Source organism: Solwaraspora sp. WMMB335 (genome assembly GCF_049179075.1).
Taxonomy (GTDB): Bacteria; Actinomycetota; Actinomycetes; order Mycobacteriales; family Micromonosporaceae; genus Micromonospora_E.
In genome coordinates, this window is record NZ_JBMHMF010000001.1 from 3,309,137 (window position 1) to 3,330,883 (window position 21,747).

At 69.3% G+C, this 21,747-nt stretch carries 22 protein-coding genes; 13 read left to right on the plus strand and 9 right to left on the minus strand.

Annotated features, from left to right (window positions below):
* Nucleotides 1-18: 18 nt before the first annotated feature.
* Nucleotides 19-789, plus strand: coding sequence for an SDR family oxidoreductase (locus ACN27F_RS14240; RefSeq protein WP_421433904.1), 771 nt, complete (start codon nt 19-21; stop codon nt 787-789).
* A 92-nt stretch (nt 790-881) separates the two neighbouring features.
* A complete protein-coding gene (locus ACN27F_RS14245; protein WP_421440198.1) occupies nt 882-1,664 on the plus strand; it encodes a class I SAM-dependent methyltransferase in 783 nt (260 codons plus the stop codon).
* Nucleotides 1,665-1,696: 32 nt separating this feature from the next.
* On the opposite strand, the gene ACN27F_RS14250 is transcribed toward ACN27F_RS14245, so the two are convergent.
* Nucleotides 1,697-2,797, minus strand: coding sequence for a UDP-N-acetylmuramate dehydrogenase (locus tag ACN27F_RS14250; RefSeq protein WP_421433905.1), 1,101 nt, complete (start codon nt 2,795-2,797; stop codon nt 1,697-1,699).
* Between the two features lie 69 nt (nt 2,798-2,866).
* Here ACN27F_RS14250 and ACN27F_RS14255 point away from each other — a divergent pair, with 69 nt between their 5' ends.
* The 7 genes from ACN27F_RS14255 to ACN27F_RS14285 all read left to right on the plus strand — a co-directional run bounded on the left by ACN27F_RS14255 (nt 2,867) and on the right by ACN27F_RS14285 (nt 10,053).
* The gene (locus tag ACN27F_RS14255) at nt 2,867-3,628 is read left to right on the plus strand and encodes a maleylpyruvate isomerase N-terminal domain-containing protein (protein WP_421433906.1); all 762 of its coding nucleotides are present in this window, start codon (nt 2,867-2,869) and stop codon (nt 3,626-3,628) included.
* Between the two features lie 202 nt (nt 3,629-3,830).
* The gene (locus tag ACN27F_RS14260) at nt 3,831-5,135 is read left to right on the plus strand and encodes an ABC transporter substrate-binding protein (RefSeq protein WP_421433907.1); all 1,305 of its coding nucleotides are present in this window, start codon (nt 3,831-3,833) and stop codon (nt 5,133-5,135) included.
* Nucleotides 5,136-5,260: 125 nt separating this feature from the next.
* A complete protein-coding gene (locus tag ACN27F_RS14265; RefSeq protein ID WP_421440200.1) occupies nt 5,261-6,175 on the plus strand; it encodes a carbohydrate ABC transporter permease in 915 nt (304 codons plus the stop codon).
* 86 nt (nt 6,176-6,261) lie between these two features.
* Nucleotides 6,262-7,035 (plus strand): carbohydrate ABC transporter permease, encoded by a 774-nt coding sequence (locus ACN27F_RS14270; protein ID WP_421440202.1) that lies wholly within the window; start codon nt 6,262-6,264, stop codon nt 7,033-7,035.
* Entirely contained in the window at nt 7,032-8,411 is a 1,380-nt protein-coding gene (locus ACN27F_RS14275; protein WP_421433908.1) for a GH1 family beta-glucosidase, read from the plus strand. The genes ACN27F_RS14270 and ACN27F_RS14275 overlap by 4 nt, the downstream gene beginning before the upstream one ends.
* A gap of 50 nt (nt 8,412-8,461) precedes the next feature.
* Nucleotides 8,462-9,472, plus strand: a complete 1,011-nt coding sequence (locus ACN27F_RS14280) for a LacI family DNA-binding transcriptional regulator (RefSeq protein ID WP_421440204.1) — start codon at nt 8,462-8,464, stop codon at nt 9,470-9,472.
* A 269-nt stretch (nt 9,473-9,741) separates the two neighbouring features.
* Complete coding sequence (locus ACN27F_RS14285; RefSeq protein ID WP_421433909.1) at nt 9,742-10,053, plus strand: hypothetical protein; 312 nt, start codon at nt 9,742-9,744, stop codon at nt 10,051-10,053.
* Nucleotides 10,054-10,210: 157 nt separating this feature from the next.
* Here the strand turns inward: ACN27F_RS14285 and ACN27F_RS14290 are convergent, their stop codons facing one another.
* The 6 genes from ACN27F_RS14290 to ACN27F_RS14315 form a co-directional block, all read right to left on the minus strand.
* The gene (locus tag ACN27F_RS14290) at nt 10,211-11,746 is read right to left on the minus strand and encodes an FAD-dependent monooxygenase (RefSeq protein WP_421433911.1); all 1,536 of its coding nucleotides are present in this window, start codon (nt 11,744-11,746) and stop codon (nt 10,211-10,213) included.
* 17 nt (nt 11,747-11,763) lie between these two features.
* Nucleotides 11,764-12,384: a TetR family transcriptional regulator gene (locus tag ACN27F_RS14295; RefSeq protein WP_421433913.1), complete on the minus strand. Its 621-nt coding sequence runs from the start codon at nt 12,382-12,384 to the stop codon at nt 11,764-11,766.
* 71 nt (nt 12,385-12,455) lie between these two features.
* On the minus strand, nt 12,456-14,099 hold the full coding sequence (locus tag ACN27F_RS14300; RefSeq protein WP_421433914.1) for a 5-guanidino-2-oxopentanoate decarboxylase: 1,644 nt from the start codon (nt 14,097-14,099) through the stop codon (nt 12,456-12,458).
* A 636-nt stretch (nt 14,100-14,735) separates the two neighbouring features.
* The gene (locus tag ACN27F_RS14305) at nt 14,736-15,170 is read right to left on the minus strand and encodes a type II toxin-antitoxin system VapC family toxin (RefSeq protein ID WP_421433915.1); all 435 of its coding nucleotides are present in this window, start codon (nt 15,168-15,170) and stop codon (nt 14,736-14,738) included.
* A complete protein-coding gene (locus ACN27F_RS14310) occupies nt 15,170-15,412 on the minus strand; it encodes a type II toxin-antitoxin system prevent-host-death family antitoxin (RefSeq protein WP_421433917.1) in 243 nt (80 codons plus the stop codon). The genes ACN27F_RS14305 and ACN27F_RS14310 overlap by 1 nt, the downstream gene beginning before the upstream one ends.
* Nucleotides 15,413-15,465: 53 nt before the next feature.
* Nucleotides 15,466-16,059 carry a Scr1 family TA system antitoxin-like transcriptional regulator gene (locus ACN27F_RS14315; RefSeq protein WP_421433918.1) on the minus strand — a complete coding sequence of 198 codons (594 nt, stop codon included), beginning with the start codon at nt 16,057-16,059 and terminating at the stop codon, nt 15,466-15,468.
* A gap of 1,276 nt (nt 16,060-17,335) precedes the next feature.
* Between ACN27F_RS14315 and ACN27F_RS14320 the strand changes: the two genes are divergently transcribed.
* The 4 genes from ACN27F_RS14320 to ACN27F_RS14335 all read left to right on the plus strand — a co-directional run bounded on the left by ACN27F_RS14320 (nt 17,336) and on the right by ACN27F_RS14335 (nt 19,347).
* The gene (locus tag ACN27F_RS14320; RefSeq protein WP_421433919.1) at nt 17,336-17,692 is read left to right on the plus strand and encodes a DivIVA domain-containing protein; all 357 of its coding nucleotides are present in this window, start codon (nt 17,336-17,338) and stop codon (nt 17,690-17,692) included.
* A 30-nt stretch (nt 17,693-17,722) separates the two neighbouring features.
* Nucleotides 17,723-18,307, plus strand: a complete 585-nt coding sequence (locus tag ACN27F_RS14325; protein ID WP_421433921.1) for a hypothetical protein — start codon at nt 17,723-17,725, stop codon at nt 18,305-18,307.
* Nucleotides 18,308-18,712: 405 nt separating this feature from the next.
* Nucleotides 18,713-18,922, plus strand: a complete 210-nt coding sequence (locus ACN27F_RS14330) for a type II toxin-antitoxin system VapB family antitoxin (RefSeq protein WP_233606701.1) — start codon at nt 18,713-18,715, stop codon at nt 18,920-18,922.
* On the plus strand, nt 18,919-19,347 hold the full coding sequence (locus ACN27F_RS14335) for a PIN domain-containing protein (RefSeq protein ID WP_421433922.1): 429 nt from the start codon (nt 18,919-18,921) through the stop codon (nt 19,345-19,347). Before ACN27F_RS14330 ends, ACN27F_RS14335 begins: the two co-directional genes overlap by 4 nt.
* 26 nt (nt 19,348-19,373) lie before the next feature.
* On the opposite strand, the gene ACN27F_RS14340 is transcribed toward ACN27F_RS14335, so the two are convergent.
* A complete protein-coding gene (locus tag ACN27F_RS14340) occupies nt 19,374-19,961 on the minus strand; it encodes an exonuclease (protein WP_421433923.1) in 588 nt (195 codons plus the stop codon).
* A gap of 109 nt (nt 19,962-20,070) precedes the next feature.
* Nucleotides 20,071-21,561 (minus strand): family 43 glycosylhydrolase, encoded by a 1,491-nt coding sequence (locus ACN27F_RS14345; RefSeq protein ID WP_421433925.1) that lies wholly within the window; start codon nt 21,559-21,561, stop codon nt 20,071-20,073.
* Nucleotides 21,562-21,747: the final 186 nt, after the last annotated feature.

A 21,747-nucleotide genomic window follows, 5' to 3' on the forward strand; every position in this document is an offset into this window, starting at 1 on the left:
GACAGCGACAATGACGGGATGACGCCGATTGCCATCGTCACCGGAGCATCCAGTGGAATCGGGGCAGCCACCGCGCACCGGCTGGCCGCCGAGGGCTTCCACGTGCTCGCCACCGCCCGCCGTGCCGACCGACTCGCCGACCTGGTCGCCACGATCAGCCGCGCCGGCGGCGCGGCCACCGCCGTTGTCTGCGACGTCACCGAGGACGCGAGCGTGGCCGCGCTGGCCGAGGCTGTCGCCGACCTGCCCGGCACGGCCACCCTGCTGGTGAACAACGCCGGTGGGGCACTCGGGATGGACCCGGTCGAGTCCGGCTCGGTGGCCGACTGGCGCTGGATGTACGAGGTGAACGTGCTCGGCACGCTGCGAGTCACCCAGGCACTGCTACCGGCACTGCAGGCGAGCGGAGCCGGCACCGTGGTGGTGGTCGGCTCGACCGCCAGCCAGATCGTCTACGAGGGCGGTGGCGGGTACACCGCCGCCAAGCACGGGCAGACCGCGCTGGCCGAGACGCTGCGGCTGGAGCTGTGCGGTCGCCCGGTCCGGGTGGTCGAGATCGACCCGGGGATGGTCCGCACCGACGAGTTCGGTCTCGTCCGGTTCGGCGGCGATGCCGAACGCGCGGCCAAGGTCTACGAGGGCGTCGCCGAGCCGTTGGTCGCCGCCGACATCGCCGACTGCATCGCGTGGTGCGCCACCCGCCCGCAGCACGTCAACATCGACCGGCTGGTGGTCCGGCCGCTCGCCCAGGCCGCCCAGCACAAGGTGCACCGGGTGCTGCCCGGGTGAGTACGTCGGGCACTCCCCGACCTGGGACGCCGCGCGCCAGCGGGTCGTCACCCGGGACGTGGTGCGCCGACGGACCGCGTCCGGTAGGTGCGATCACCCGCGGCACCACCACCGCCAACCGACTGCGTCGGGCCGACCGCTGGATCGTCCACCGGTGCGGCCCCGCCCTTTCCGCCGCGGCCGACCCGCTCGTCGTCGACCTCGGCTTCGGCGCCAGCCCGGTGACCACGGTCGAACTGGCCGACCGGCTGCGGGCAGCGGTGCGTCCGGACGTACGGGTGATCGGCCTCGATATCGACCCGCTGCGGGTCGCCGAGGCGCAGCCGGCCGCCGCGCCACCGGCACTTGCCTTCGCATCTGGTGGGTTCGAGCTCGCCGGGCTGCGGCCGGTGCTGGTCCGCGCGTTCAACGTGCTCCGCCAGTACGCCGAGGAGGAGGTCACGCAGGCGTGGGCGACGATACGGGCGGCGTTGGCCCCGGACGGGCTGGCGGTCGAAGGCACCTGCGACGAGCTGGGCCGGATCGCCACCTGGGTGCTGCTGGACCGGTCCGGCCCACGGTCACTCACCCTGGCGGCCAGGTTGGCCAGCCTGGCCGAGCCGGACACCGGCGGACCGGCGGTGCTGGCACAGCGCCTGCCCAAGGCACTGATCCACCGCAACGTGCCAGGTGAACGGGTACACGCGCTGCTCCAGGCGCTCGACCGGAGCTGGCAGGCGGCTGCCGGCTACGCGCCGTACGGGCCACGGCAGCGCTGGCTGCGGACGGTGGCCGCGCTGCGCGACGGTGGCTGGCCGGTGCTGGACCGGCCGGCCCGGTGGCGACAGGGTGAGTTGACCGTCCCCTGGCCGGCGGTGGCCCCCGCGACCGACTGACCACCTGTTGGCCGGTCCGGCACGCGGACGGCTCAGTCCAGCACGCAGTTGACCAGCACCGGCTCGGGCCGCAGGGTGACGCCGAAACGCTGGCGTACCCCGTCGCGGATGGTGCCGGCCAGTTCCAACAACGCGGCGGTGCTGCCACCGCCCCGGTGGGTCAACGCCAGGGTGTGCTTGCCCGAGATGCCGACCGGGGTGTCCGGACCGGGGTAGCCCTTGGCGAATCCAGCTCGGTCGATCAGCCAGGCGGCACTGACCTTGAGCGAGCCGTCCGGGCCGGGCCAGGCCGCTGGTTCGCCGACACCGGACGCGCCGGTCCGCGTGCGCAACCGCTCGGCGGCGGCGACGTCCAGCACCGGGTTGGTGAAGAAGGAACCGACCGAGCGGGTGTCCGGGTCGGTTGTGTCGAGCACCATGCCCTTGCCGGCCCGCAGCCGCAGCACCGCCGCACGGGCGTCGGCCAGCGGGACCCGGTCGTCCGGGGCGACGTCGAGGGCACGGGCGAGTTCGGCGTACCGGATCGGGGTCGACCGTTCGCTGCGGGTCAACCGGAAGTCGACCGCGAGCACCAGGTAGCGGTCGTTGCGTTTGAACAAGCTCTCCCGGTACGCGAACCGGCACTCGGCGGCGGGCAACGCCCCCCGCTCGCCGGTGAGCCGGTCGTACACGTGCACCTTCTGAATGGTCTCGGCGACCTCCTGGCCGTACGCGCCGACGTTCTGGATCGGGGTGGCACCGGTCGCCCCGGGGATGCCGGACAGGCACTCCACCCCGGACCAGCCGGCGGCGACGGTAGCCGCCACCAGCTCGTCCCACGGCTCGCCGGCCGCTACCCGGACGGTGACCGTGGTGGCGTCCTCGGTGACCACTCGCAGGCCACGGGAGCGGACCAGGATGACTGTGCCGGGGAAGCCGTCATCACCGATCACCACGTTGCTGCCGCCGCCGAGCACCAGCACGGGCTCGCCGCGCCGGCCGGCGGTGACCACGGCCTCGACGAGTTCGTCGGCACTGGTCGCCTCGGCGAGCCGGGCGGGCGGTCCACCCAGCGCGAGCGTCGTATAGCGTGCCAACGGCGCAAGGGCCGTCGGGTCTTCAGCAGATGGCGCGTGGGCACTAACGTCAGGCACGCCCCTCACCCTAGGCTGAACTCGACCCGCACCACGCCACTGGCTGTCAGCTCGACCCGGAGGATCGCGATGAGCAGGCTGCACGGCACCAAGGACTTCTGGCTCGGTGCGCTGCGGACCGAGGGTCCGACTTTCCGCGCCGCGATCACCGAGGCACCGATGGACGCACCGGTGCCGTCCTGCCCGGATTGGACGGTGCTCGACCTGGTCCACCACCTGGGTGCGCTGTATTCCTGGGTGCACGAGATAGTGGCGCGTGGGGTCACCGACCCACCGTCCGGGCGTTCCGACATGACTGGTCGGCCGGGTGGGGACGAGGCGGTCGTCTGGTGGCAGCAGGAATTCGACACGCTGGTCACGCTGCTGGACGGGCTGGATCCGGAGATGCCGGCCTGGAACTGGGCGCCGCAGGCCAAAAAGGTGGGCTTCTGGCCACGCCGGATGGCGCACGAGACCGCGGTGCACCGGTGGGACGCGCAGATGGCGATTGCCGGGGTCGAGCCGATCGAGACGAAGCTGGCCGCGGACGGCATCAGTGAGGTGCTGGACAGTTGGCTGCCGGCGGGTCGCGGGCGTGGCCCGAAGCCGGCGTACGGCGTGGTGCACCTGGTGGCGACCGACGCGGAGCACGAGTGGTACGTGCGGCTGCGTGGCGAGGGCATGGCCCTGCTGGACACCGACACGATCCTCGATTCCGACGACCACCACACCCGCACGGTGGCCTCGGGCACCGCGAGCGACCTGCTTCTCGGCTTGTGGGGGCGGATCCGGCTCGACGTACTGGACATCTCCGGCGACGTCGCCCTGCTGAACTCGCTCCGCGTCGGCTGAGGCCGAGGCTTCCAGGCGTGGCATGTAACGTGCTGGCAACTTTCTGAGAGCGCTCTCTTGACATCATGGTCACCGGCGTCCCACTCTCGTGAGAGCGCTCTCAAGCATCGTCGGCAACCGGTCCGGCGAGCGCGCGTGGGCGCCACCAACCAGCGCAGTTTCCCGCACCCCACCATGCCTGGACCGAAAGAGGGGTCAATCCATGGGCGCCAACCAACGCCGCCGGCTGGTCACCGCGACCGCCGCGGCAGTCACCGTGCTCGTCGCAGCCACCGGCTGCGGCGGCGACGACACCGCCGACGACGGCACCATCACCCTCACCGTCGACGTGTTCGGCCAGTTCGGCTACGAAGAGCTGTACAAGCAGTACGAGGCCGAGAACCCCGGCATCAAGATCGTTGAACGGGGCACCGGCAGCAACCTCGACGAGTACTCCCCCAAGCTGACCCAGTGGCTGGCCGCCGGCAAGGGCGCCGGCGACGTCGTCGCCATCGAGGAGGGGCTGCTCGTCGAGTACAAGGCCAACCCGCAGAACTTCGTGAACCTGCTCGACCACGGCGCCGCCGAGCTTGAGAGCAACTTCATGGAGTGGAAGTGGGACCAGGGGCTGACCGCCGACGGCAGCCACCTGATCGGGCTCGGCACCGACGTCGGCGGGATGGCCATGTGCTACCGCACCGACCTGTTCGAGGCCGCCGGGCTGCCCACCGACCGGGAGGAGGTCTCCGCGCTCTGGCCGACCTGGGACGACTACATCACCGTCGGCGAGCGGTTCGTCGAGGCCGAGACCGGGGCGTCGTTCCTCGACGCCGCGACCAACACCTTCAACACCATCGTGCTGCAGACCGCCGGTGCCGCCCAGGGCTACCACTACTACGACCTGGACGACAACCTGGTGGTGGACACCAACCCGGCGGTCGAGCAGGCCTGGGACATCACCATGGACATCATCGACTCGGATCTGTCCGGCAAGTACGGCGCCTGGTCCGACGAGTGGGTGGCCGCGTTCAAGCAGGCCAAGTTCGCCACCATCGCCTGCCCGGCCTGGATGACCGGGGTGATCGAGGGCAACGCGGGTCCGGAGGCGGCCGGCAAGTGGGACATCGCCGACGTGCCCGGCGACGGCGGCAACTGGGGCGGGTCGTTCCTCGCCGTGCCGGCGCAGAGCGAGCACCAGGAGGAAGCGGTCAAGCTGGCGACGTTCCTGACCAGCCCGGCGGGGCACATCGCGGCGTTCGAGGCCAAGGGCCCGCTGCCGTCGTCGCCGCAGGCGCTCGACGACCCGGCGATCCTGGAGTCGACCAACGAGTACTTCAACGACGCCCCGGTCGGCAAGATCTTCGGTGAGGGCGCCAAGAGCCTCAAGCCGGTCTACATGGGACCGAAGAACCAGGCGGTCCGCACCGAGGTGGAGAACGCCGTCCGCACGGTCGAGCTGGGCCAGCGTACGCCGGAGGAAGGCTGGACCGACGCGGTGAACAACGCCAAGAAGGCGGCCGAGAAGTGACCACCGGCCGGGTGGTGCCGACCGGCGTGGCGGCGGACGCGGCGGACGACGCCGCCAGCCCCGCCCCGGCCGGCACCACCCGGCCGGCCCGGCGACAGCCCGAGCCGCCGCCGGCGCGGCGCCGGGTGTGGCTGGACCGGCTGGACACCAAGGCCTCGCCGTACCTGTACATCGCGCCGTTCTTCGTCCTGTTCGCGATCTTCGGCGCCTATCCCCTGGTCTACACGTTCTGGGTGTCGCTGCACGACTGGGACCTGCTCGGCGCCGACCACCCGTTCGTCGGCCTGGACAACTACACTCAGCTGGTCGGTGACGCCGACTTCTGGAACTCGGTGGTCAACACAGTGGGCATCTTCGTCATCTCGACGGTGCCGCAACTGCTGCTCGCGCTCTGGCTGGCCCACCTGCTCAACCGGCAACTGCGCGCCCGCACGTCGTTCCGGATGAGCGTCCTGATCCCGAACATCACCTCGACCGCGGCCGTGGCGATCGTCTTCGGGCAACTGTTCAGCCGTGAGTTCGGCATGATCAACTGGGCGCTGGACCTGGTCGGCGTCGACGCCATCGACTGGCGCAACAACAAGCTCGCCTCCTGGGTGGCCATCTCCACCATGGTCGACTGGCGGTGGACCGGCTACAACGCGCTGATCTTCCTGGCCGCGATGCAGTCCATCCCCCGCGACCTGTACGAGTCGGCGGCGATCGACGGCGCCCGTCCCACCCGGCAGTTCTGGTCGATCACCGTCCCGATGCTGCGGCCGACCATCATCTTCTGCGTCATCATCTCCACCATCGGCGGATTGCAACTGTTCACCGAGCCCCTGCTGTTCAACTCCGGCACCAACCCGATCCGCGGCGGGCCGCTGCGCGAGTCCCAGACGATGACCATGTACATGTTCGAGAACGCCTTCGCGCCGCACTTCAACTTCGGGTACGGCTCGGCGGTCGCCTGGATGCTGTTCGCCCTGATCGTCGTCATATCGCTGATCAACGTGCTGGTGATCCGCCGGCTCGGCAACGGCAACCGGAAGGGGGCGTGACGGTGCGGGGCACAAGCGCGAGACCCAGCCAGCACCTGTGGAGCGCCAGCAAGCTGACCTACGCGACACTGATCGTCGCCGGGCTGATGTCGGTCTTCCCGATCTACTGGATGTTCGTCGTCGCCACCCGGTCCAGTGACGCGATGGGCGAGGTGCCGCCGCCGGTCACCCCCGGCGGCAACCTGCCGGCCAACATCGAACGGCTGCTGGGCAACACCGACGCGTACTTCCTCACCGGCATGCTCAACTCGGCGATCGTCGCCGGCACGGTCACCGTGTCGGTGGTGCTCTTCTCGTCGCTCGCCGGGTTCGCCTTCGCGAAGCTGCGGTTCAAGGGCGCCAACGCGCTGCTGCTGGTGATCATCGCGACCATGATGGTGCCCACCCAGCTGGGCGTCATCCCGCTCTACATGCTGATGACCCAGCTGGACTGGAACGACCGGCTCGCCGCGGTGATCGTGCCGGCGCTGGTCACCGGCTTCGGGGTGTTCCTGATGCGGCAGTACGCCAGCCAGGCGGTGAGCACCGAGCTGATCGAGGCGGCCCGCGTCGACGGGTGCACGACGCTGCGGATCTACTGGAACGTGGTGCTGCCGGCGCTGCGGCCCGCCGCAGCCGTACTCGGCCTGCTCACCTTCATGACCATGTGGAACGACTTCCTCTGGCCGTACGCGGTGCTGAACGACCCGGAGAACCCGACCGTCCAGCTGTCGCTGCGTGCCCTGTCGAACGGCTACTACACCGACATGTCCCAGGTGTTCACCGGTACGGCAATCGCTACGCTACCACTACTGATCGTGTTCCTGATCTTCGGCCGCCAGATCATCGGCGGCATCATGGAAGGTGCTGTCAAGGCGTGACGAACTCCGCAGAACCCGTACGTTTCCCCGATTCGTTCATCTGGGGAGCGGCCACCGCGTCGTACCAGATCGAAGGTGCGGCCCGCGAGGATGGTCGCGGCCCGTCGATCTGGGACACCTTCAGCCGTACGCCGGGAAAGGTGCACCACGGGCACACCGGTGACGTGGCGTGTGACCACTACCACCGCTATCGCGACGACGTGGCGCTGATGGCCGAGCTCGGGCTGCACACCTACCGGTTCTCGATCGCCTGGCCGCGCGTGCGGCCCGACGGCACCGGCCCGGTCAACCCGTACGGGCTGGACTTCTACGACCGGCTCGTCGACGAACTGCGCGGACACGGCATCGAGCCGATCGTCACGCTGTACCACTGGGATCTGCCGCAGCCGCTGGAGGACCGCGGCGGTTGGACCAACCGGGAGACCGCGGAATTCTTCGCCGAGTACGCCCGCGCCGTCTACACGCGCCTCGGCGACCGGGTCAACACCTGGACCACGCTGAACGAACCGTGGTGCTCGGCGTACCTCGGCTACGGCAACGGAGTACACGCCCCGGGCCGCGCCGACGCCGGGGCCGCGTTCCAGGCCGTGCATCATCTGCTGCTCGGTCACGGCCTGGCGAACCAGGCGCTGCGGGCCGCCGGCGCGTCGACCGTCGGGATCACCGTCAACCCGGTCGCCGTGTCTCCGGCCGATCCGCACAGCGACGCCGATGCCAGAGCCGTGCACCTGGTCGACGGCCTGCAGAACCGGATCTTCCTGGATCCGTTGCTGCGCGGCGGCTACCCGGCCGACGTGCTCGACCATATGCGCCGGTTCACCGGTGTGGAGCACATCCGCGACGGCGACGAGAAGATCATCGGCGAGCCGATCGACCTGCTCGGCATCAACTACTACTCGCCGACCTACGTGGCCGGACGCGACGGCGCGCCGGGCAGCGACGCCTACCCCGGTACCGAAGGCGTGGAGTTCGTCCCCCCGGCACCGCCGTTGACCGACATGGGCTGGCAGATCCAGCCGTCCGGGATGACCGCCCTGCTGGAGAAGCTGGGGCGGGACTATCCGGGCGTACCGCTGATGATCACGGAAAACGGTGCCGCCTTCCCCGACCAGCCCGACGCCGGTGGCGATCAGGTCGCCGACACCAGCCGGATCGACTACCTTGACGGGCACCTGCGGGCCGCGCATGCGGCCATCACCGCCGGTGTCGACCTGCGCGGATACCTCGTATGGTCACTACTGGACAACTTCGAGTGGGCGCTGGGTTACGCCAAACGGTTCGGCATCGTCTACGTGGACTACCTGACCCAGCGGCGGGTGCCGAAGGCCAGCGCCCGGTGGTACCAAGAGGTGATCCGGCGTAACGGCGTCGGCTGAGCCGGTCACCGGGTAGCGGGTCCTTCGACAGACGGGGAGCGTGCGTGAGCGTGGCCAGGGAACGACCGACGCTGGAGGCGGTGGCCCGGCGGGCCGGCGTGTCCCGGGCCACCGTCTCGCGGGTGGTGAACGGCTCCACCACGGTCGCCGAGTCGATCCAGGAAGCGGTCCGTCGGGCGGTCCAGGAACTGGGGTACGTGCCCAACCTGGCCGCCCGCAGCCTGGTCACCCAGCGCACCGACTCGATGGGGCTGATCCTGCCGGAGACCGCCACCCGGGTCTTCTCCGACGACCAGGTCTTCCCCGGCATCATCCAGGGCGTCAGCCAGGAACTGGAGGCCGCCGACAAGCAACTGGTGCTGATGATGGCCGGCTCGGTCGGCAGCCACGACCGGGTCGAGCGGTACGCGCTGGGCCGGCACGTCGACGGCGTCATGTTCGCCTCGATCCACGGTGTCGACCCGATGCCCGGCACGCTGGCCCGTAGCGGCCTGCCGGTGGTGTGCAGCGGCCGGCCGATGGGCCAGGTCAGCGCCGGAGTGCCGTACGTCGACGTCGAGAACGAAGCGGGTGCCGAGCGAGCGGTCCGCCACCTGTTCGGCTCGGGCCGGCGACGGGTCGCGACGATCGCCGGCCCGCAGGACATGATCGCCGGCGTGGACCGGCTGGCCGGCTACCGTACGGTGATCCGGGAGACCGGCGGCCGATCGCTGGTCGCCGCCGGCGACTTCACCCGTGAGTCGGGTGCGGTCGCGATGCGTCAGCTTCTCGAGGACGACCCGGCGCTGGACGCGGTCTTCGTCGCCTCCGATCTGATGGCCCACGGCGCCATCCGCACGCTGCGCGGAGCCGGCCGCCGGGTGCCCGACGACGTGGCGATCATCGGCTTCGACGACATCGAGATGGCCCGCTACATGGATCCGGCGCTGACCACCGTGCGCCAACCGATCCAGGAGATCGGCCGGACGCTGGCCCGACTGCTGCTGCACCTGGCCGGCGGCGACGCCGTCGAGCCGGCCGTGGTGCTGCCCACCGAACTCATCCTGCGCGACTCGGCCTGAGATTTGAGATTCGACGCGAGTTCCGGCGAATTCCTGCAATTGTCGAAACGCCTCAATGATCTCCCTTGCCCAGTTTAGTCATTTTGTGAGATCATGCAAAGAAATGCAGTCAACATAATCGCTGGTCAACCACGAATTCAATCTCGACTTTCCATGGTCGCCGCAGGTCGGGTACCATCACGGTAAACGAAAACAGCAACGTTCGACATTGCTCTCCGCAAATACATCCGTTACGGTGTAACCAAATCCACCCAGGAGAGGGGACATTCGTGCGCACTCTCGTGAAAGCAGCCGTCGCGGCGGCAGTGCTCGTGGGAACGATGACCGCCACCGGGACGGCGGCGGTCGCCGCCGAGCCGTCAACCAGCACAACGACCAGCGTCCAGGCCGTCGACTGGTACTACGGCTACGGATCTGGAAGCACCGCGAACAGCGCCTACCTCAGCGCCAAGTACCAGGCCGAGAACTGGGCATGGATTGGTGGTTACACCCCGATCATCGACTGCTTCGTGGCCAGTTCGTACGTGACTCCGGTCAGCGACTACTACTACACCGCGAACGTCACTCTGATTTGCTACTGACCTGAGCGGAGGTCGGGATAACGGAAACATATGCGCCGGCTCACCACTCAACAGCGGTGGCCGGCGCGGCCACAGCGGTCCAGAAAACGTCCACACCCAATCGTCAGGCGGGCGACATGGCGCCGTATCCGACGGGAGGCGGTCGGCCCTTCCCGCCCTACGGCCGGCCGAACCAGCGAGTGAGGGCGGCGCGAAGCTCGTCCGGATCCGGGTCGTCCATGCCGGACTCCCACGCCACGTAGCAGTCGGGGCGTAGCAGCAGGGCGAGGGTCGTACTCCCCTCGATCTTCGCGCGGACCACGTCGACCCGGTCCCGCCATGCCCCGGCGACTCCGGCGAGAGTGCCGGTGGCGTCCAGCAGCAGCGGCCGGGCCCCACGGGTCGCCTCGGCCAGCCGTACCGCCCCGGTGTCGGTGTGCAGGACCAGGTCCGGTGCCCACCGCCCGACCAGCGGCCGGTCCGGGCCGCCCATGTCGTACCGCAGGTCCGCGCCTGCCAGCAGAGCGGCGACGTGCGCGGCGGCGGCCGGCTCGGCGAGGAGTTCGGCGACGAGCGTCCGCAGCGCGGTGACGTTCGCGCCCGGCGTGATCAACGCCGACTGGGCCTGCGTCGACATGGTCACCCGCTGCGCGGCCGGGCGACGTTCGGCCTCGTACGTGTCGAGCAGCCCGTCGGGTGCCCAGCCGTGCAGCTGCGCGGCCAGCTTCCAGCCCAGGTTGACCGCGTCCTGCAGGCCCAGGTTCAGCCCGGGGCCGCCGATCGCGGAGTGCACGTGCGCGGCGTCGCCGAGCAGCAACACCCGTCCGGCGCGGTACCGCCCGGCGATCCGGGTGTTGCCGCCGACCAGGCGGCGCAGCAGGTGCGGTCCGTCGCCGGCCGGCGGGCCGATCGGTACGTCGACTCCGAGCACCCGGGCGACGCTGGCCCGCATCTCGGCGAGGGTCATCGGTGTGCCGCCGTCGTCGGTCGACTCGGGCGACTCGATCGTGTCTGGCCACTCGATCGTCGTGATGCCCGGCGGGCGGCCGGGGAACGGCGCCCAGGCGACCAGCCCACGCCCGGTGCGGGTGTGCAGGAACGGCGGGACGACGCCGTAGCCGGGCACCGCCAGGCCACCGGTCGCCGGGTCGATCACGTCGGCGGGCACGCTGACGTGGGCGGTCCGGGAGACCGAGTCATCGCTGGTCACGCCGGGAAAGTCGATACCGGCGAGGTTGCGTACGGTGCTCTGCCCGCCGTCCGCGCCGACCAGGTATCGGCAGGTCAGCGTCGCGCCGTCGGCAAACGTCACCGCCACCGAGTCCGCGTGCCGCGTCAGCCCGGTCACCGCGCACCCGCGACGCACCCGCACGCCCAGCTCGGCGGCCCGTTCGGTGAGCAACCGCACGATGCGGGCCTGCGGAACGGCCACCGTGTGCAGCGGGTTGTCGGGCATCGCGCGCAGATCCAGCGGTAGCGCCCCGAACACGTAGCCGGGTTGCGGTCGCGGTGGGCCAGGATCCCCGGTGATCCGCTGGTAGAGGCCACGCCGGTCGAGCATCCGGACGACCTGGCCGACCAGACCGTTGGCCCGCTGCTCGGTGGTCGGCCCGGTCAACCGCTCGCAGACGACCGGCCGAATGCCGGCCAGCGCCAGCTCACAGGCGAGCATCAGGCCGTTCGGACCGGCACCGGCGATAATCACATCGATCATGACAAGATCCCTCGTTGTCAACGGGTTTCGGGCACCGGCAGGCCGGCTGCGACCTGGTCCAACGCGTCGAGGAGCAGGTGTTTCATCGACGCGGGCGGGTCGGCGTACACGAAGTGACGCGTCGCCGTGTTGACCGCGGCGCTGACCGTCGCCGCGACCAGGCCCGGATACAGGTCGTGCTTGACGTCGGTGCCGGTACGTTCGGCGACGGCGGCGGCCAGCTCCGCCTCGGCGAGCGCGGCGGCGCGCAGCATCTCGCCCTGCAGTGCCGGCTCGGCGAGCATCACCTTGAGCCCACTCACCCAGTCAACCTGGTCACCCGGCGGTGACCGCTCGACCTCCGGGCCCGGCTCGAACTGCGCCAGGGTCGCCGCCCGAATCGACGTCCACAGTGGTTCTTCGGCCGGTCGGGTACGGAGCACGTCGGCCAGGCGCCGGCTGCGGTCGAGGTGCCGGGACGCGATCGCCTCGGCCTTGCTGGAGAAGTAGTTGTTGAACGTGCGAGGAGACACGCCTACGGCCTGCGCGATGTCGTCGACCAACACGTTGTCGAAGCCACGCTCCACGGTCAGCCGGATCGCCGCCCAGCTCAGCGCCGCCCTGGTCGCAGCCTTCTTCCGTTCCCGCAACCCGCTCATGCTCCGACGCTAGCACAACATGCGTGCTACGCAAATATTCGTGATGCGCACTTTCTGAACCAGGAGACGCGTCACCGCCACCCGACGGCGTCCGCGTCGACCTCGATGACCGTGGGCCGGTCCGCGGTGAGCGCCCGGCGAGTGGCACTGACCAGCTCGTCGATGCCGGTGGCCCGCACACCGTGCGCGCCGAACGCGCGGCCGAGGAGCACGAAGTCGGGTGTCACGAGGTCCACCGCGACCGGGGTGATGCCGGCCGCGACCATGCCGTCCCGGATCTCCGCGAAGCCGCGGTTGTTCACGACGATGACAGGAAGCGCGATCCCTTGTTCGACAGCCGTCGCGAGCTCGGCGACGGAGAACATGAAGGCGCCGTCGCCGACGAGCACCACCACGGGCGCCGCGGGTCGTCCGAGCTTGGCGCCGATCCCGGCCGGGAGCCCGTAGCCGAGGGTGGCGTAGATCGTCGGGTAGAGCAGCCGCATCGGCGCCCGCGCGGTCCAGTGATGGGCGGTGCCGTAGTAGGTCACCTGTGAGCTGTCGCCAGCGACGATGGTGGTGGCCGGCAGGGCGGCGCTGAGCGTCTGGTTGAGGCGTGCCCACGGCCCGGCGTCCCGGGCCGCGACGGCCGCCGACGCGACGCGGGCGCGCCCAGCCCGCTCCGATGCCACGCGTCGGGTCGCCGTACGCACCGCTGCGGGATGGTCGCCCGCGAGTCGCTCGGCCAGGGCGTGCAACGCCTCGCCGGCGTCGGCGTGCAACGCGAGCGTCGGCACGAGGTTCTTCGTCAGCGCACCGGCGTCGATGTCGATCCTGATGACGGCGCCGGGCAGCTCGGGCCGCCACCCCCACAGCTCCGCGTCGGACAGTCCGCTACCCACGACCAGGACCGTGTCGGCGGCGGTGAGCAGTTCCTGGGCGGGCCCGAGCCGCACCGACGCACCGACCGACAGCGGGTGCGTTTCGTCGAGCACGCCCTTGCCGGTCACGGTGGTGACGACGGGAGCGGCCAGCAGTTCGGCCAGGTCGCGTACCTCGCGCGCGGCACCGACGGCCCCGCGCCCCACGAGCAGGGCCGGTCGGCCCGCCGAGGCCAACAGCTCGGCGGCACGGGCCAGATCGTCGGGCGAGCCGGCCGGCGTCGGCGGCGGCACCGGCATCGGCGGGTGCCGGCCGTCCCAGGCGGCGGCGAGGACGTCGAGCGGCACCTCCAGGAACACCGGTCGTTGTCGGGCGGTCCGCCAGCGGGCGAAGGTTTCGTGGATCACGGTCGCGGCCTGCGCGGCGCTGTCGACCCGTACGCTGCGTTCGGCCACGGCGGCCATGTGACCACGCTGGTCCCGCATCTCGTGCAGGCTGCCGATGTCGGCGCCGTCCAGTCCGCGCGGCGGTCCGGGAGCGACGACGAGCAGCGGGATCGAGTCGGCGTGGGCGGTGCCGACGGCCGAGGCGATGTTGTTGACCGCCGGGCCGCTGGTGACGAAACAGACGCCGGGGCGCCCGGTGGCGCGGGCGTAACCGTCGGCGGCGTAACCGGCGCCCTGCTCGTGACGGGTCGTGACGTGGCGGATCGAGGTGTCCGACAGGGCCCGGTAGAGCTCCAGGTTGTGGGTGCCGGGAATGCCGAAGACGACCTCCACGCCCTCGGCCGCCAGGGCGGAGACCACGGCGGTGCCCCCGTTGCCGGACCGACCCGTGTCAGTGTCGGGTGTCACGCCGACGCTCCGCTCTTCCCCAGCGGAACCGTTCGGTAGCAGGTGAGGCGATCACCGCGCTCGTACCGTCCCGGGTCTCCGGGTCTCCGTGCCTCCGCGCCTGGTCATCCTGGTCTCCCTGTGACGTCATCCGCCGCAGATACTTCTGCAACCAGCGGCAAGACGTACTTCTCGCAGCTTGCGGTTGTGTTACGTCCGCGCGGAGGGAAGGGCGCAAGCGCGGAAGGGTAGGCATAGTGCGTTCGCCCCCCGGCCTCCCGCCGACGGCGTACCGACCAGGTGCCTCATCGCTATCCGGAACGTGGTCACGGCGATCTCCGCCGCCAGCCGGGCAGTCAGGTCGTCGACACCGCGACCGCGGAAGCCCTGCTCCATTGACTGCCTGCGACAGCAGCGAGAACTTGCGCAGGTCGCGCTCGTGCAGAGCGGGTTCGGCGTCGATCACGGCCCGTCGGCGTAACAGGTAGTCGAGGCTGCGGCCCTCGAAGATCGCGGCCGCAGCGGGGCCCAGACCCGTGGCGATCAGCTCCATCGGGCCGAGCGAACTCCCACCAAAGCGTCCGGTCGAACAGCAGGGTAATCACGAAGGCGAACAAGACCACGTCTGTCCTGGTTTCGACTGAGTCGTTGGCGACCTCAGGTGCAGTCGTCGGCAGGCTGCCAGGGGTTGATGATCTCGACACCGGCAGGTGCGAAGTCGGCCACGTTGCGGGTTACGACCGGGATCCCGTGCACGAGTGCGGTCGCGGCGATGAGCGAGTCCCGCACGGGCTGCGGGTCGGGAACGTTCAGCACGGCGCTGCGCCGGGCGACCGCAGTGTCGACTGGGAGGATGCGCTCGGCGAATGCGGGCAGCACCTGCGCTTCCAGCCAACGACGCAGGATCGCGCCCTGAGCCGGGTCCCGTCGTTCGGCCAGCAGGACCCCGATCTCCAGCTCATGCACGGTGATCGCCGACACGAACATCCTGCCGGCCGAGGCGCTGGCCGCCCAGGCGACGACGTTCTTGTCCGCTCTGCCGGCCTTGGCCTTCCGAAGTTCGGACACGACGTTCGTATCAAGCAGGAACATCAGCCCAGGTCCGCCGTCCGGGCGAGATCACGCGACGACGAAACCTCGAACTCGATGTCGGCTTCGTCCGGAGACAGCCCGATCAGGTCAATGATGTTCCCTTGGCTCCCGGTCAACCGCTGGTAGTCCTCGAACGTCAGGAGCACGTGCGCCGGACGGCCCCGATCAGTGATGAAGACTGGCCCGCTGCGAGCAGCGATCTTCGCCCGACCCGCGTCCTGGTTGAACTCACGACTCGACATCGTAGTAACGGTCATTGCCACCACCTCCCGACGACCAGCAAGTAGCAATGTTACTACGTTCGGCCCTCGCGGTGGTATCGCCGACACGGCGGCTGTCCATCAATGGAGCAGTGCATGACCACCGGCGGTCCGGCACAAACAGTGGTACCGAGAGAACGTCCCGGTCGCGGAGGTCCGGTACGAGGAGTACCTGGTCGAGCGCAAGAGTGGGGAGGAGTCATGACCGCCGGTGGAGCGGCGTGAACGACCTCCTGCCGGGCCAGCCGAGAGGCGAGCGACGTCTCGACGTCGTCCACCGGGCCGACGTCGGTGAGCACGTGCCGGGCGTACGCCTCGGTCTGCAGCAGACCCGGCACGACCGAAAGTTGGAAGGAGCGCAGCATGCTCGCCTGTGCCTCGTTCTCGGCCCACGAGCGCAGGAACGGCGCCACCGACAGCCCGCGTGCCTGGGCCGCCAGCCGCTGGATCCGGTCGCCGGTCTCGAAGACGCCGTCGAGCGCCTTGGCGATCGCCGGCACCGGGACCAGCCGCTCCGCCTCGTAGCTGCCGATCGACGACCCGCTCACCCCGACCAGCGCCCCGAGCTGCTCCTGCGACAGCCGACGCGCGGTCCGCTCCTTGCGGATGGCCCCCTGCAAGTCGATCATTATCCGATCTCCTTATCAGATTCGTAGGAACTCTCCGACAACCCTCGGACCCCGACATCTTCCGTTGCCCGGCTAAATAGTCCAGGGTGGAGGGGTAGGAAATCTCGGGGCCTATCCACGGAGGACTTTCATGATCAGCAATTGCAACCCTGGCGTGGTCGACCGCGACTGAGCGAGGGCCGCACAGAGCCCCGGGGCGCGTGCGAGAACTCATTTCACGGCCACAGCCGAAAGCGCGGCCGACACCGCGTTCCCGCCAGTAACCTGACTTGGGTCATGTGGTGCGTACGACGATCGGTGCGGCGTTTCCGCTGGTGGCAGCGGTGCCGCCCGTTGAGCGCCCCGACTGAAGGAGCACCTTCGCACTGGATAGCGGCGCGTCGGCTTGACGGATACTTCACGGCAGGTCGCCGCGCCGAGATCGGAAGGTGATCGTGGCCCGGGTCGGGATTCACCATGCCGCCGCCGTGCTCGGCTGCCGGCTTACCCGTTGCCTGCCGCCGCTGAGCCCGTTGTGTCCGGCTGGACGGCGGCTGACCGTCGGTGGATGAGCCGGCGTAATCACGCACGGTCACGAATGTGATGTCACCTCCTGCCCATTTCGGGCACTGCGTCGTGCTGCCTCCGTCCAGCCATCGCCATGTCCGCAGCGAGTGGAGCCAGACTGACGTCATCCCTGGCTGTTGAGGTGTGCCAGAGTCCAGTCGCGATGGAGATCCCGTGGTTACCCGGGCCGGCTCCAACTCCCTGGTCACCGTGAGTGACCCGACTGGGGTCATGTGGTGCGTACGATGATCGGTGCGGCTTTTCCGCTGGTGGCAGCGGTGCCGCCCGTTGAGCGCCCCGGCTGGAGGAGCGCCTTCGCACTGGATGGCGGCGTGTCGGCGTGGGCGGATATCTGGCATCCGCCGGCGTGGGTCCTGGTGGGCACGTCGTGGTCGGCGACCTTTGCGGCTCTTCCGGTAGGATTGGTCATCCACATCGGATGCCCGCGTCTCTTCCTGGGCGCTTAAGGAAGTCGCCAGTGCCTGGGCTGTTCAGGCGCTGGCCGGTGGCCGAAAGCGCGGCCGACACCGCGTTCCGCCAGTAACACAGAAATGGAGTACGCACGCGTCCCGGGCCACTCACCGTATTTGCTGCGTCGTGAATCATTTACTGCCCTGGTCGCCGTACCGCCGAGGAGGGCTGCGGTGATTGGGGCGGGGTGGCCCTGCCGAATCGGCAAGCGGCAGGGCCACTCTTTCACAGAACCCGACACGCAAGGGGAGGAAACGTGATGCGAGAACTGTGGCGACGGTGGCGGATGCGACGGCAACGGCGTCGGATGGCGTCCCTGCCACCGCGCGACTGGCCGAGCGGCAGCGGCGTGTACCGCGTACCCGGAAACGGCCGCAACCAGCGACCGACCGCGTACCGGCCGATCCGGCCGTGGCAGGTCCGCAGCCACCGCTTCCCCACCGTCACCCGGCGCGCACACGGACGCGGCCTCGACCCGGGCGAGGTCGCCGCGTTCCTCGAACGCGTCGCCCACGACCTCGGCGTCCTTTACGCCGAACTCGACCGCACCATCGAGCAGAACGACCGGATCAAGGACGCGCTGCGCCGCTGGCAGAGCAGCCACGCGGCCAGCTGATCGTGGACCATGCCTCATAGACTGCTACGCATGGTTCGGGAGGGGTCGCGCATCAGGCACGTCGGGCGGGTCGAGCACATCCGCTACGGCCGGAAACGCGCGGTCGTCACGGCGCTCCTGCTCACCGCGTTGCTGGTCGGCGGCTGCGGCGACCCGGCCTTCGATCCGGTCATCGCCCGGCCATGCGACTTTCTCACCGCCGAAGAGCAGAAGGATCGCGGATTCGTCCTCAAGCGCGACGAGCCGGACCAGTGCCTGTACGGGTTCCGATCCATCATCGAGCACCGACCGATCATGCAGGTGCTCGTCGAGTATCTCGGTGGTGATACTGCCACGGTCGCGTCGACGCTCGGTGTGCAGCGGCTCGCGGCAAGCGACGACGAATGGCTCGGTGACTCCCGGGTCGAGTTCGCCGGTTCGATCGACGTCGACCCGTGCTCGACGAGCGGCACCTGCGTCATGATCGCGCCGATCGACGACGAACGGGTCGTGGTCGTCTCGGTCAGGACCGACACCAGCAATGTGACGTGGTTCCAGGGTGACCGGATCGACGACCCTTGCGACTACGTGGCACACAGATTCGAAGAGATCGAAACCAAACTCCGCCCGCTCTGATCGGCGACGTCCTCGACCCTTCTGGCCCGGCTGGATCAGCGGAAGCTTCAGCCGTACGGCCGGACGACGGTGCCCGGCGCGGCTGGCCGCCGAGTTGCTGCTCGCCACGACGCTGCTCGGCGGCTGCGGCGACGACAGCGTCCCCGCCTTCGATCCCGCCAACGCCCCGACCGTGTGACTTCCTCAACGCCGAGGAGCGGGACGAACACGGGTTCGAACTCAAACGCAACGATCCCGACCGGTGCTTCCCGGATCGAGTTCGCCGGCTCGATCGACATCGACTTCTGGCGCGGCACCTGAATACTGATCGCGCCGATCGACGACGAACGGGTGATGATCGAGACCGGTAGCGGTGTATATACTCGTGAACATCCAGTATTCACAAGGAGGTAGACGTTGAAGACGGTGATCGACCTGGACGAGGAGTTGCTGGACCGCGCCCGTCGTGAACTCGGGACCAGCACCAAGAAGGAGACGATCCACGAGGCGCTGCGTCTGGTCGCCGAACGTGGGGCCCGGCTGGCTGCGATCCAGGAGCTCATGTCCATCGACCGGGACTGGGACGGCATCGTCGATGACGACAAGACGCCAACCAGCGGCAGAGACGCGGCGTGAACATCCCCCGAGGGCTGTACCTCATCGACACCTCGGCCTGGGCCCGGATGTCCGCACCCGCCGTGCACAAACGGCTCGTCATGATCCTGCAGGAAGGGGCAGCGGCGACCTGCCTCCCACTGGACCTCGAAGACGGCCGCAGCGCCCGCAATTTCCGGGACGCGATGGCGATCCGCGCCCGCCGCGCCGAAATCATGACTGATCTTCCGATCACCTCGGCAGTCGCTACTCGGGCACGGGACATCCAGATAGCGCTGACCCGACATGGGTACCACCGAGCGGCCAGCCCGGTCGATCTGATCGCTGCCGCGGCAGCGGCTGAGCACGGCGCGACAGTCCTGCATTATGACCGCGACTTCGACCTCGTCACCGAGGCCGGCGGACCGCGCAGTGAGTGGATCGCCCCTGCCGGAACACTCCGATAGCTATCCGCGGCTCCTGCCGCACCGCGTCAGCGGGTCGCCGGGTTGGCGGGTAGGCGGGTCGCCGGGTTGGCGGCGAGCATCGCGCAGAACAGGGCACCCTGCTCGATCGCGTCGTCCAGGGCGACATGCTCGTGCGGATGCTCGCCGAACCACTCCCGTGGCATGGTCCGCTTTGACGTCGTCCGGTAGCCGGTGCCGAGCAGCGCCATGGCGTACGACTTGATGTCCAGCGCCGAGTGGGAGAACGGGCTCGATCCGGTGAAGCGGATCAGATACCAATAGACGAACATGAAGTCGTACGCCGCCGGGTAGCCGATGAACACCGGCCGCCCCGGTAGCTGGGCCAGCCACTCGGTGTACCGGGCCATCGCGACCGCTGGCTCCTCCTGGTCGGCCCGGCACGCCGCCCACGCCTTCGGCTGCGTCTCCCACCACGCCATGGTCTGCGGGGCGCCGCTGGCGCCGGGCAGCGTGACGAGGTTGGCGCTGAACGTGCCGACCAGCTCCTTGCCGGCCGTGTACGCCGCCGAGGCAAAGCTCAACATCGAGTGTGGGCCGGGGATCGGCCCGTCCGCCTCGACATCCGTGCTGACGTAGATTTCCGCTTGTGTCACACCCGCACCGTACGGCAGCCGTACCGGCGGGCCACGAGTTGAGGGCTGACGCACGTAATTCTCGCGTTTCAACGTGCGTCAGCCCTCAACTCGGCGTCGGAGCCGGTGCTCAGCTGAGGGCGAAGGTGGCCGAGGCGCGGCCGACGGTGTCCGGTACGGCTTCCAGGTAGAGCAGGCCGTCACGGTGCCGGACATACTGGCCGGGGACGTTGACCGACTCCAGGGACAGTTTGCCGGCATCAGCCAGCCCGTTCCGCGCCATGAAGGTGGCGTCTTGGCGGAACAGGTTCGATCCGTCGTTGGCCTCCACCCAGATCTGGTGGTTGCGGTGCCGCAGGTAGTAGCCGGGGAAGTTGGTCGACTCCAGTGAGACGCCGGCCGGGTCGGCCAGCCCGGTGACGACCCGGAACTGCGAGTCGGCCAGGTTGGTGACGTTCGCCTCAAGGCGGACCCGGTACTCCCAGTGCCGTAGGTAGCGGTCCGGCTGGTCGTGGGCGCTGAGTCGGATCGGGGTGGCACCGTCCGGCACCGGTACGCCGAAGTTCGGCATACCGTCCGCGTTCCAGTAGATCTTCTGCACCCGGGTACGCCGGTTGGGGTCGTTCAGCGGGTCGTAGCCGTTGCCGAGGTACCGCTCGTAGTCGCGGGAGTGGTAGACGATGACGTCGCTGCCGTCCTCGGCGACGGTGAACGAGTTGTGCCCCGGCCCCCACTGGCCGGTACGGCTGTTGCTGGCCAGCACCGGGTTCGGGCTCTTGGTCCAGGACGACGCGTTGAGCAGGTTGCTGCTCGCCGACGCGGTGAGCAGCCCGACGGCGTAGTTGGCATCGGTGGCGCTGGCCGAGTAGGTCATGAAGACCCGGCCGTTGCGGATGATCACCGCCGGGCCTTCGTTGACCCGGTAGCCTCGGGTCTCCCAGGCGTACGTCGGAGTGCTGATCATGACCGGGGTGCCGGTGTAGGTCCACGGATTGACCATGCGGGCCAGGTAGATGTTGGAGTTGCTGCCGGCGTACTCGGCCCAGGCCAGGTAGCGAGCTCCGTTGTGGACGAAGGTGGTGGCGTCGAGGGAGAAGCCGGGGCGCGGCGGCTGGATCTGGCCGCGTTCGGTCCAGGGTCCGTCGAGCGGATTGGCGGCGGCGGACTCCAGCACGTACGGGCGGATCGCCCAGATGTCCTCGGCCCGACCGGCGGCGAAGTGGATGTACCACCTGCCGTCGATGAAGTGGATTTCCGGCGCCCAGATGTGCGCACCCATCTCCCCGCTGCCGTGCCTGCGCCAGATCACCCGTTCGGCGGCGGTGGCCAGGCCCTGCAGGGTCGTCGCCCGGCGCATGACGATCCGGTCGTACTCGGGGGCAGTGGCGGTGAAGTAGTAGTAGCCGTCGGTGTGCCGGTAGACGTGCGGGTCGGCACGCTGCTCGGCGATCGGGTTGGTGAACTGGGCGGTGGACGGGATCGCCGCCGCGAGGGCAGCCGGGGCGGCACGGGCAGCCGGGGCAGCGGCCCCGGCGGTGGTCGCGGCGGCCAGCAGGGCAGCGGTCAGCACGGCTGCGGTCACCGCTGCCAGCCGACTGGCGGTGGGTCGAGGTCGCTTCATGATCGACGCCTTTCGCACTCACATCCTTCGATCAATGCAGTGTTAGCGTTAACACGGCTCAGGTCAAGCCGCTGCCGACATCTACCCGAAACACACGAGACACCGGAGCGGGTGATCCGCTCCGGTGTACGACGGATGATCCACCGATCTGAGACGTTCCGATCCGACTCGTCTGATCGGAACGAT

What these genes read in the sequence shown, in the direction of transcription:
- ACN27F_RS14315 (WP_421433918.1), bottom strand. Translation starts at nt 16,059, where the DNA reads ATGATCGACTTGCAGGGGGCCATCCGCAAGGAGCGGACCGCGCGTCGG.
- ACN27F_RS14295 (WP_421433913.1), bottom strand. Translation starts at nt 12,384, where the DNA reads ATGAGCGGGTTGCGGGAACGGAAGAAGGCTGCGACCAGGGCGGCGCTG.
- ACN27F_RS14320 (WP_421433919.1), top strand. Translation starts at nt 17,336, where the DNA reads ATGCGAGAACTGTGGCGACGGTGGCGGATGCGACGGCAACGGCGTCGG.
- ACN27F_RS14310 (WP_421433917.1), bottom strand. Translation starts at nt 15,412, where the DNA reads ATGTCGAGTCGTGAGTTCAACCAGGACGCGGGTCGGGCGAAGATCGCT.
- ACN27F_RS14290 (WP_421433911.1), bottom strand. Translation starts at nt 11,746, where the DNA reads ATGATCGATGTGATTATCGCCGGTGCCGGTCCGAACGGCCTGATGCTC.
- ACN27F_RS14270 (WP_421440202.1), top strand. Translation starts at nt 6,262, where the DNA reads ATGTCGGTCTTCCCGATCTACTGGATGTTCGTCGTCGCCACCCGGTCC.
- ACN27F_RS14345 (WP_421433925.1), bottom strand. Translation starts at nt 21,561, where the DNA reads ATGAAGCGACCTCGACCCACCGCCAGTCGGCTGGCAGCGGTGACCGCA.
- ACN27F_RS14325 (WP_421433921.1), top strand. Translation starts at nt 17,723, where the DNA reads ATGGTTCGGGAGGGGTCGCGCATCAGGCACGTCGGGCGGGTCGAGCAC.
- ACN27F_RS14240 (WP_421433904.1), top strand. Translation starts at nt 19, where the DNA reads ATGACGCCGATTGCCATCGTCACCGGAGCATCCAGTGGAATCGGGGCA.
- ACN27F_RS14305 (WP_421433915.1), bottom strand. Translation starts at nt 15,170, where the DNA reads ATGTTCCTGCTTGATACGAACGTCGTGTCCGAACTTCGGAAGGCCAAG.
- ACN27F_RS14255 (WP_421433906.1), top strand. Translation starts at nt 2,867, where the DNA reads ATGAGCAGGCTGCACGGCACCAAGGACTTCTGGCTCGGTGCGCTGCGG.
- ACN27F_RS14260 (WP_421433907.1), top strand. Translation starts at nt 3,831, where the DNA reads ATGGGCGCCAACCAACGCCGCCGGCTGGTCACCGCGACCGCCGCGGCA.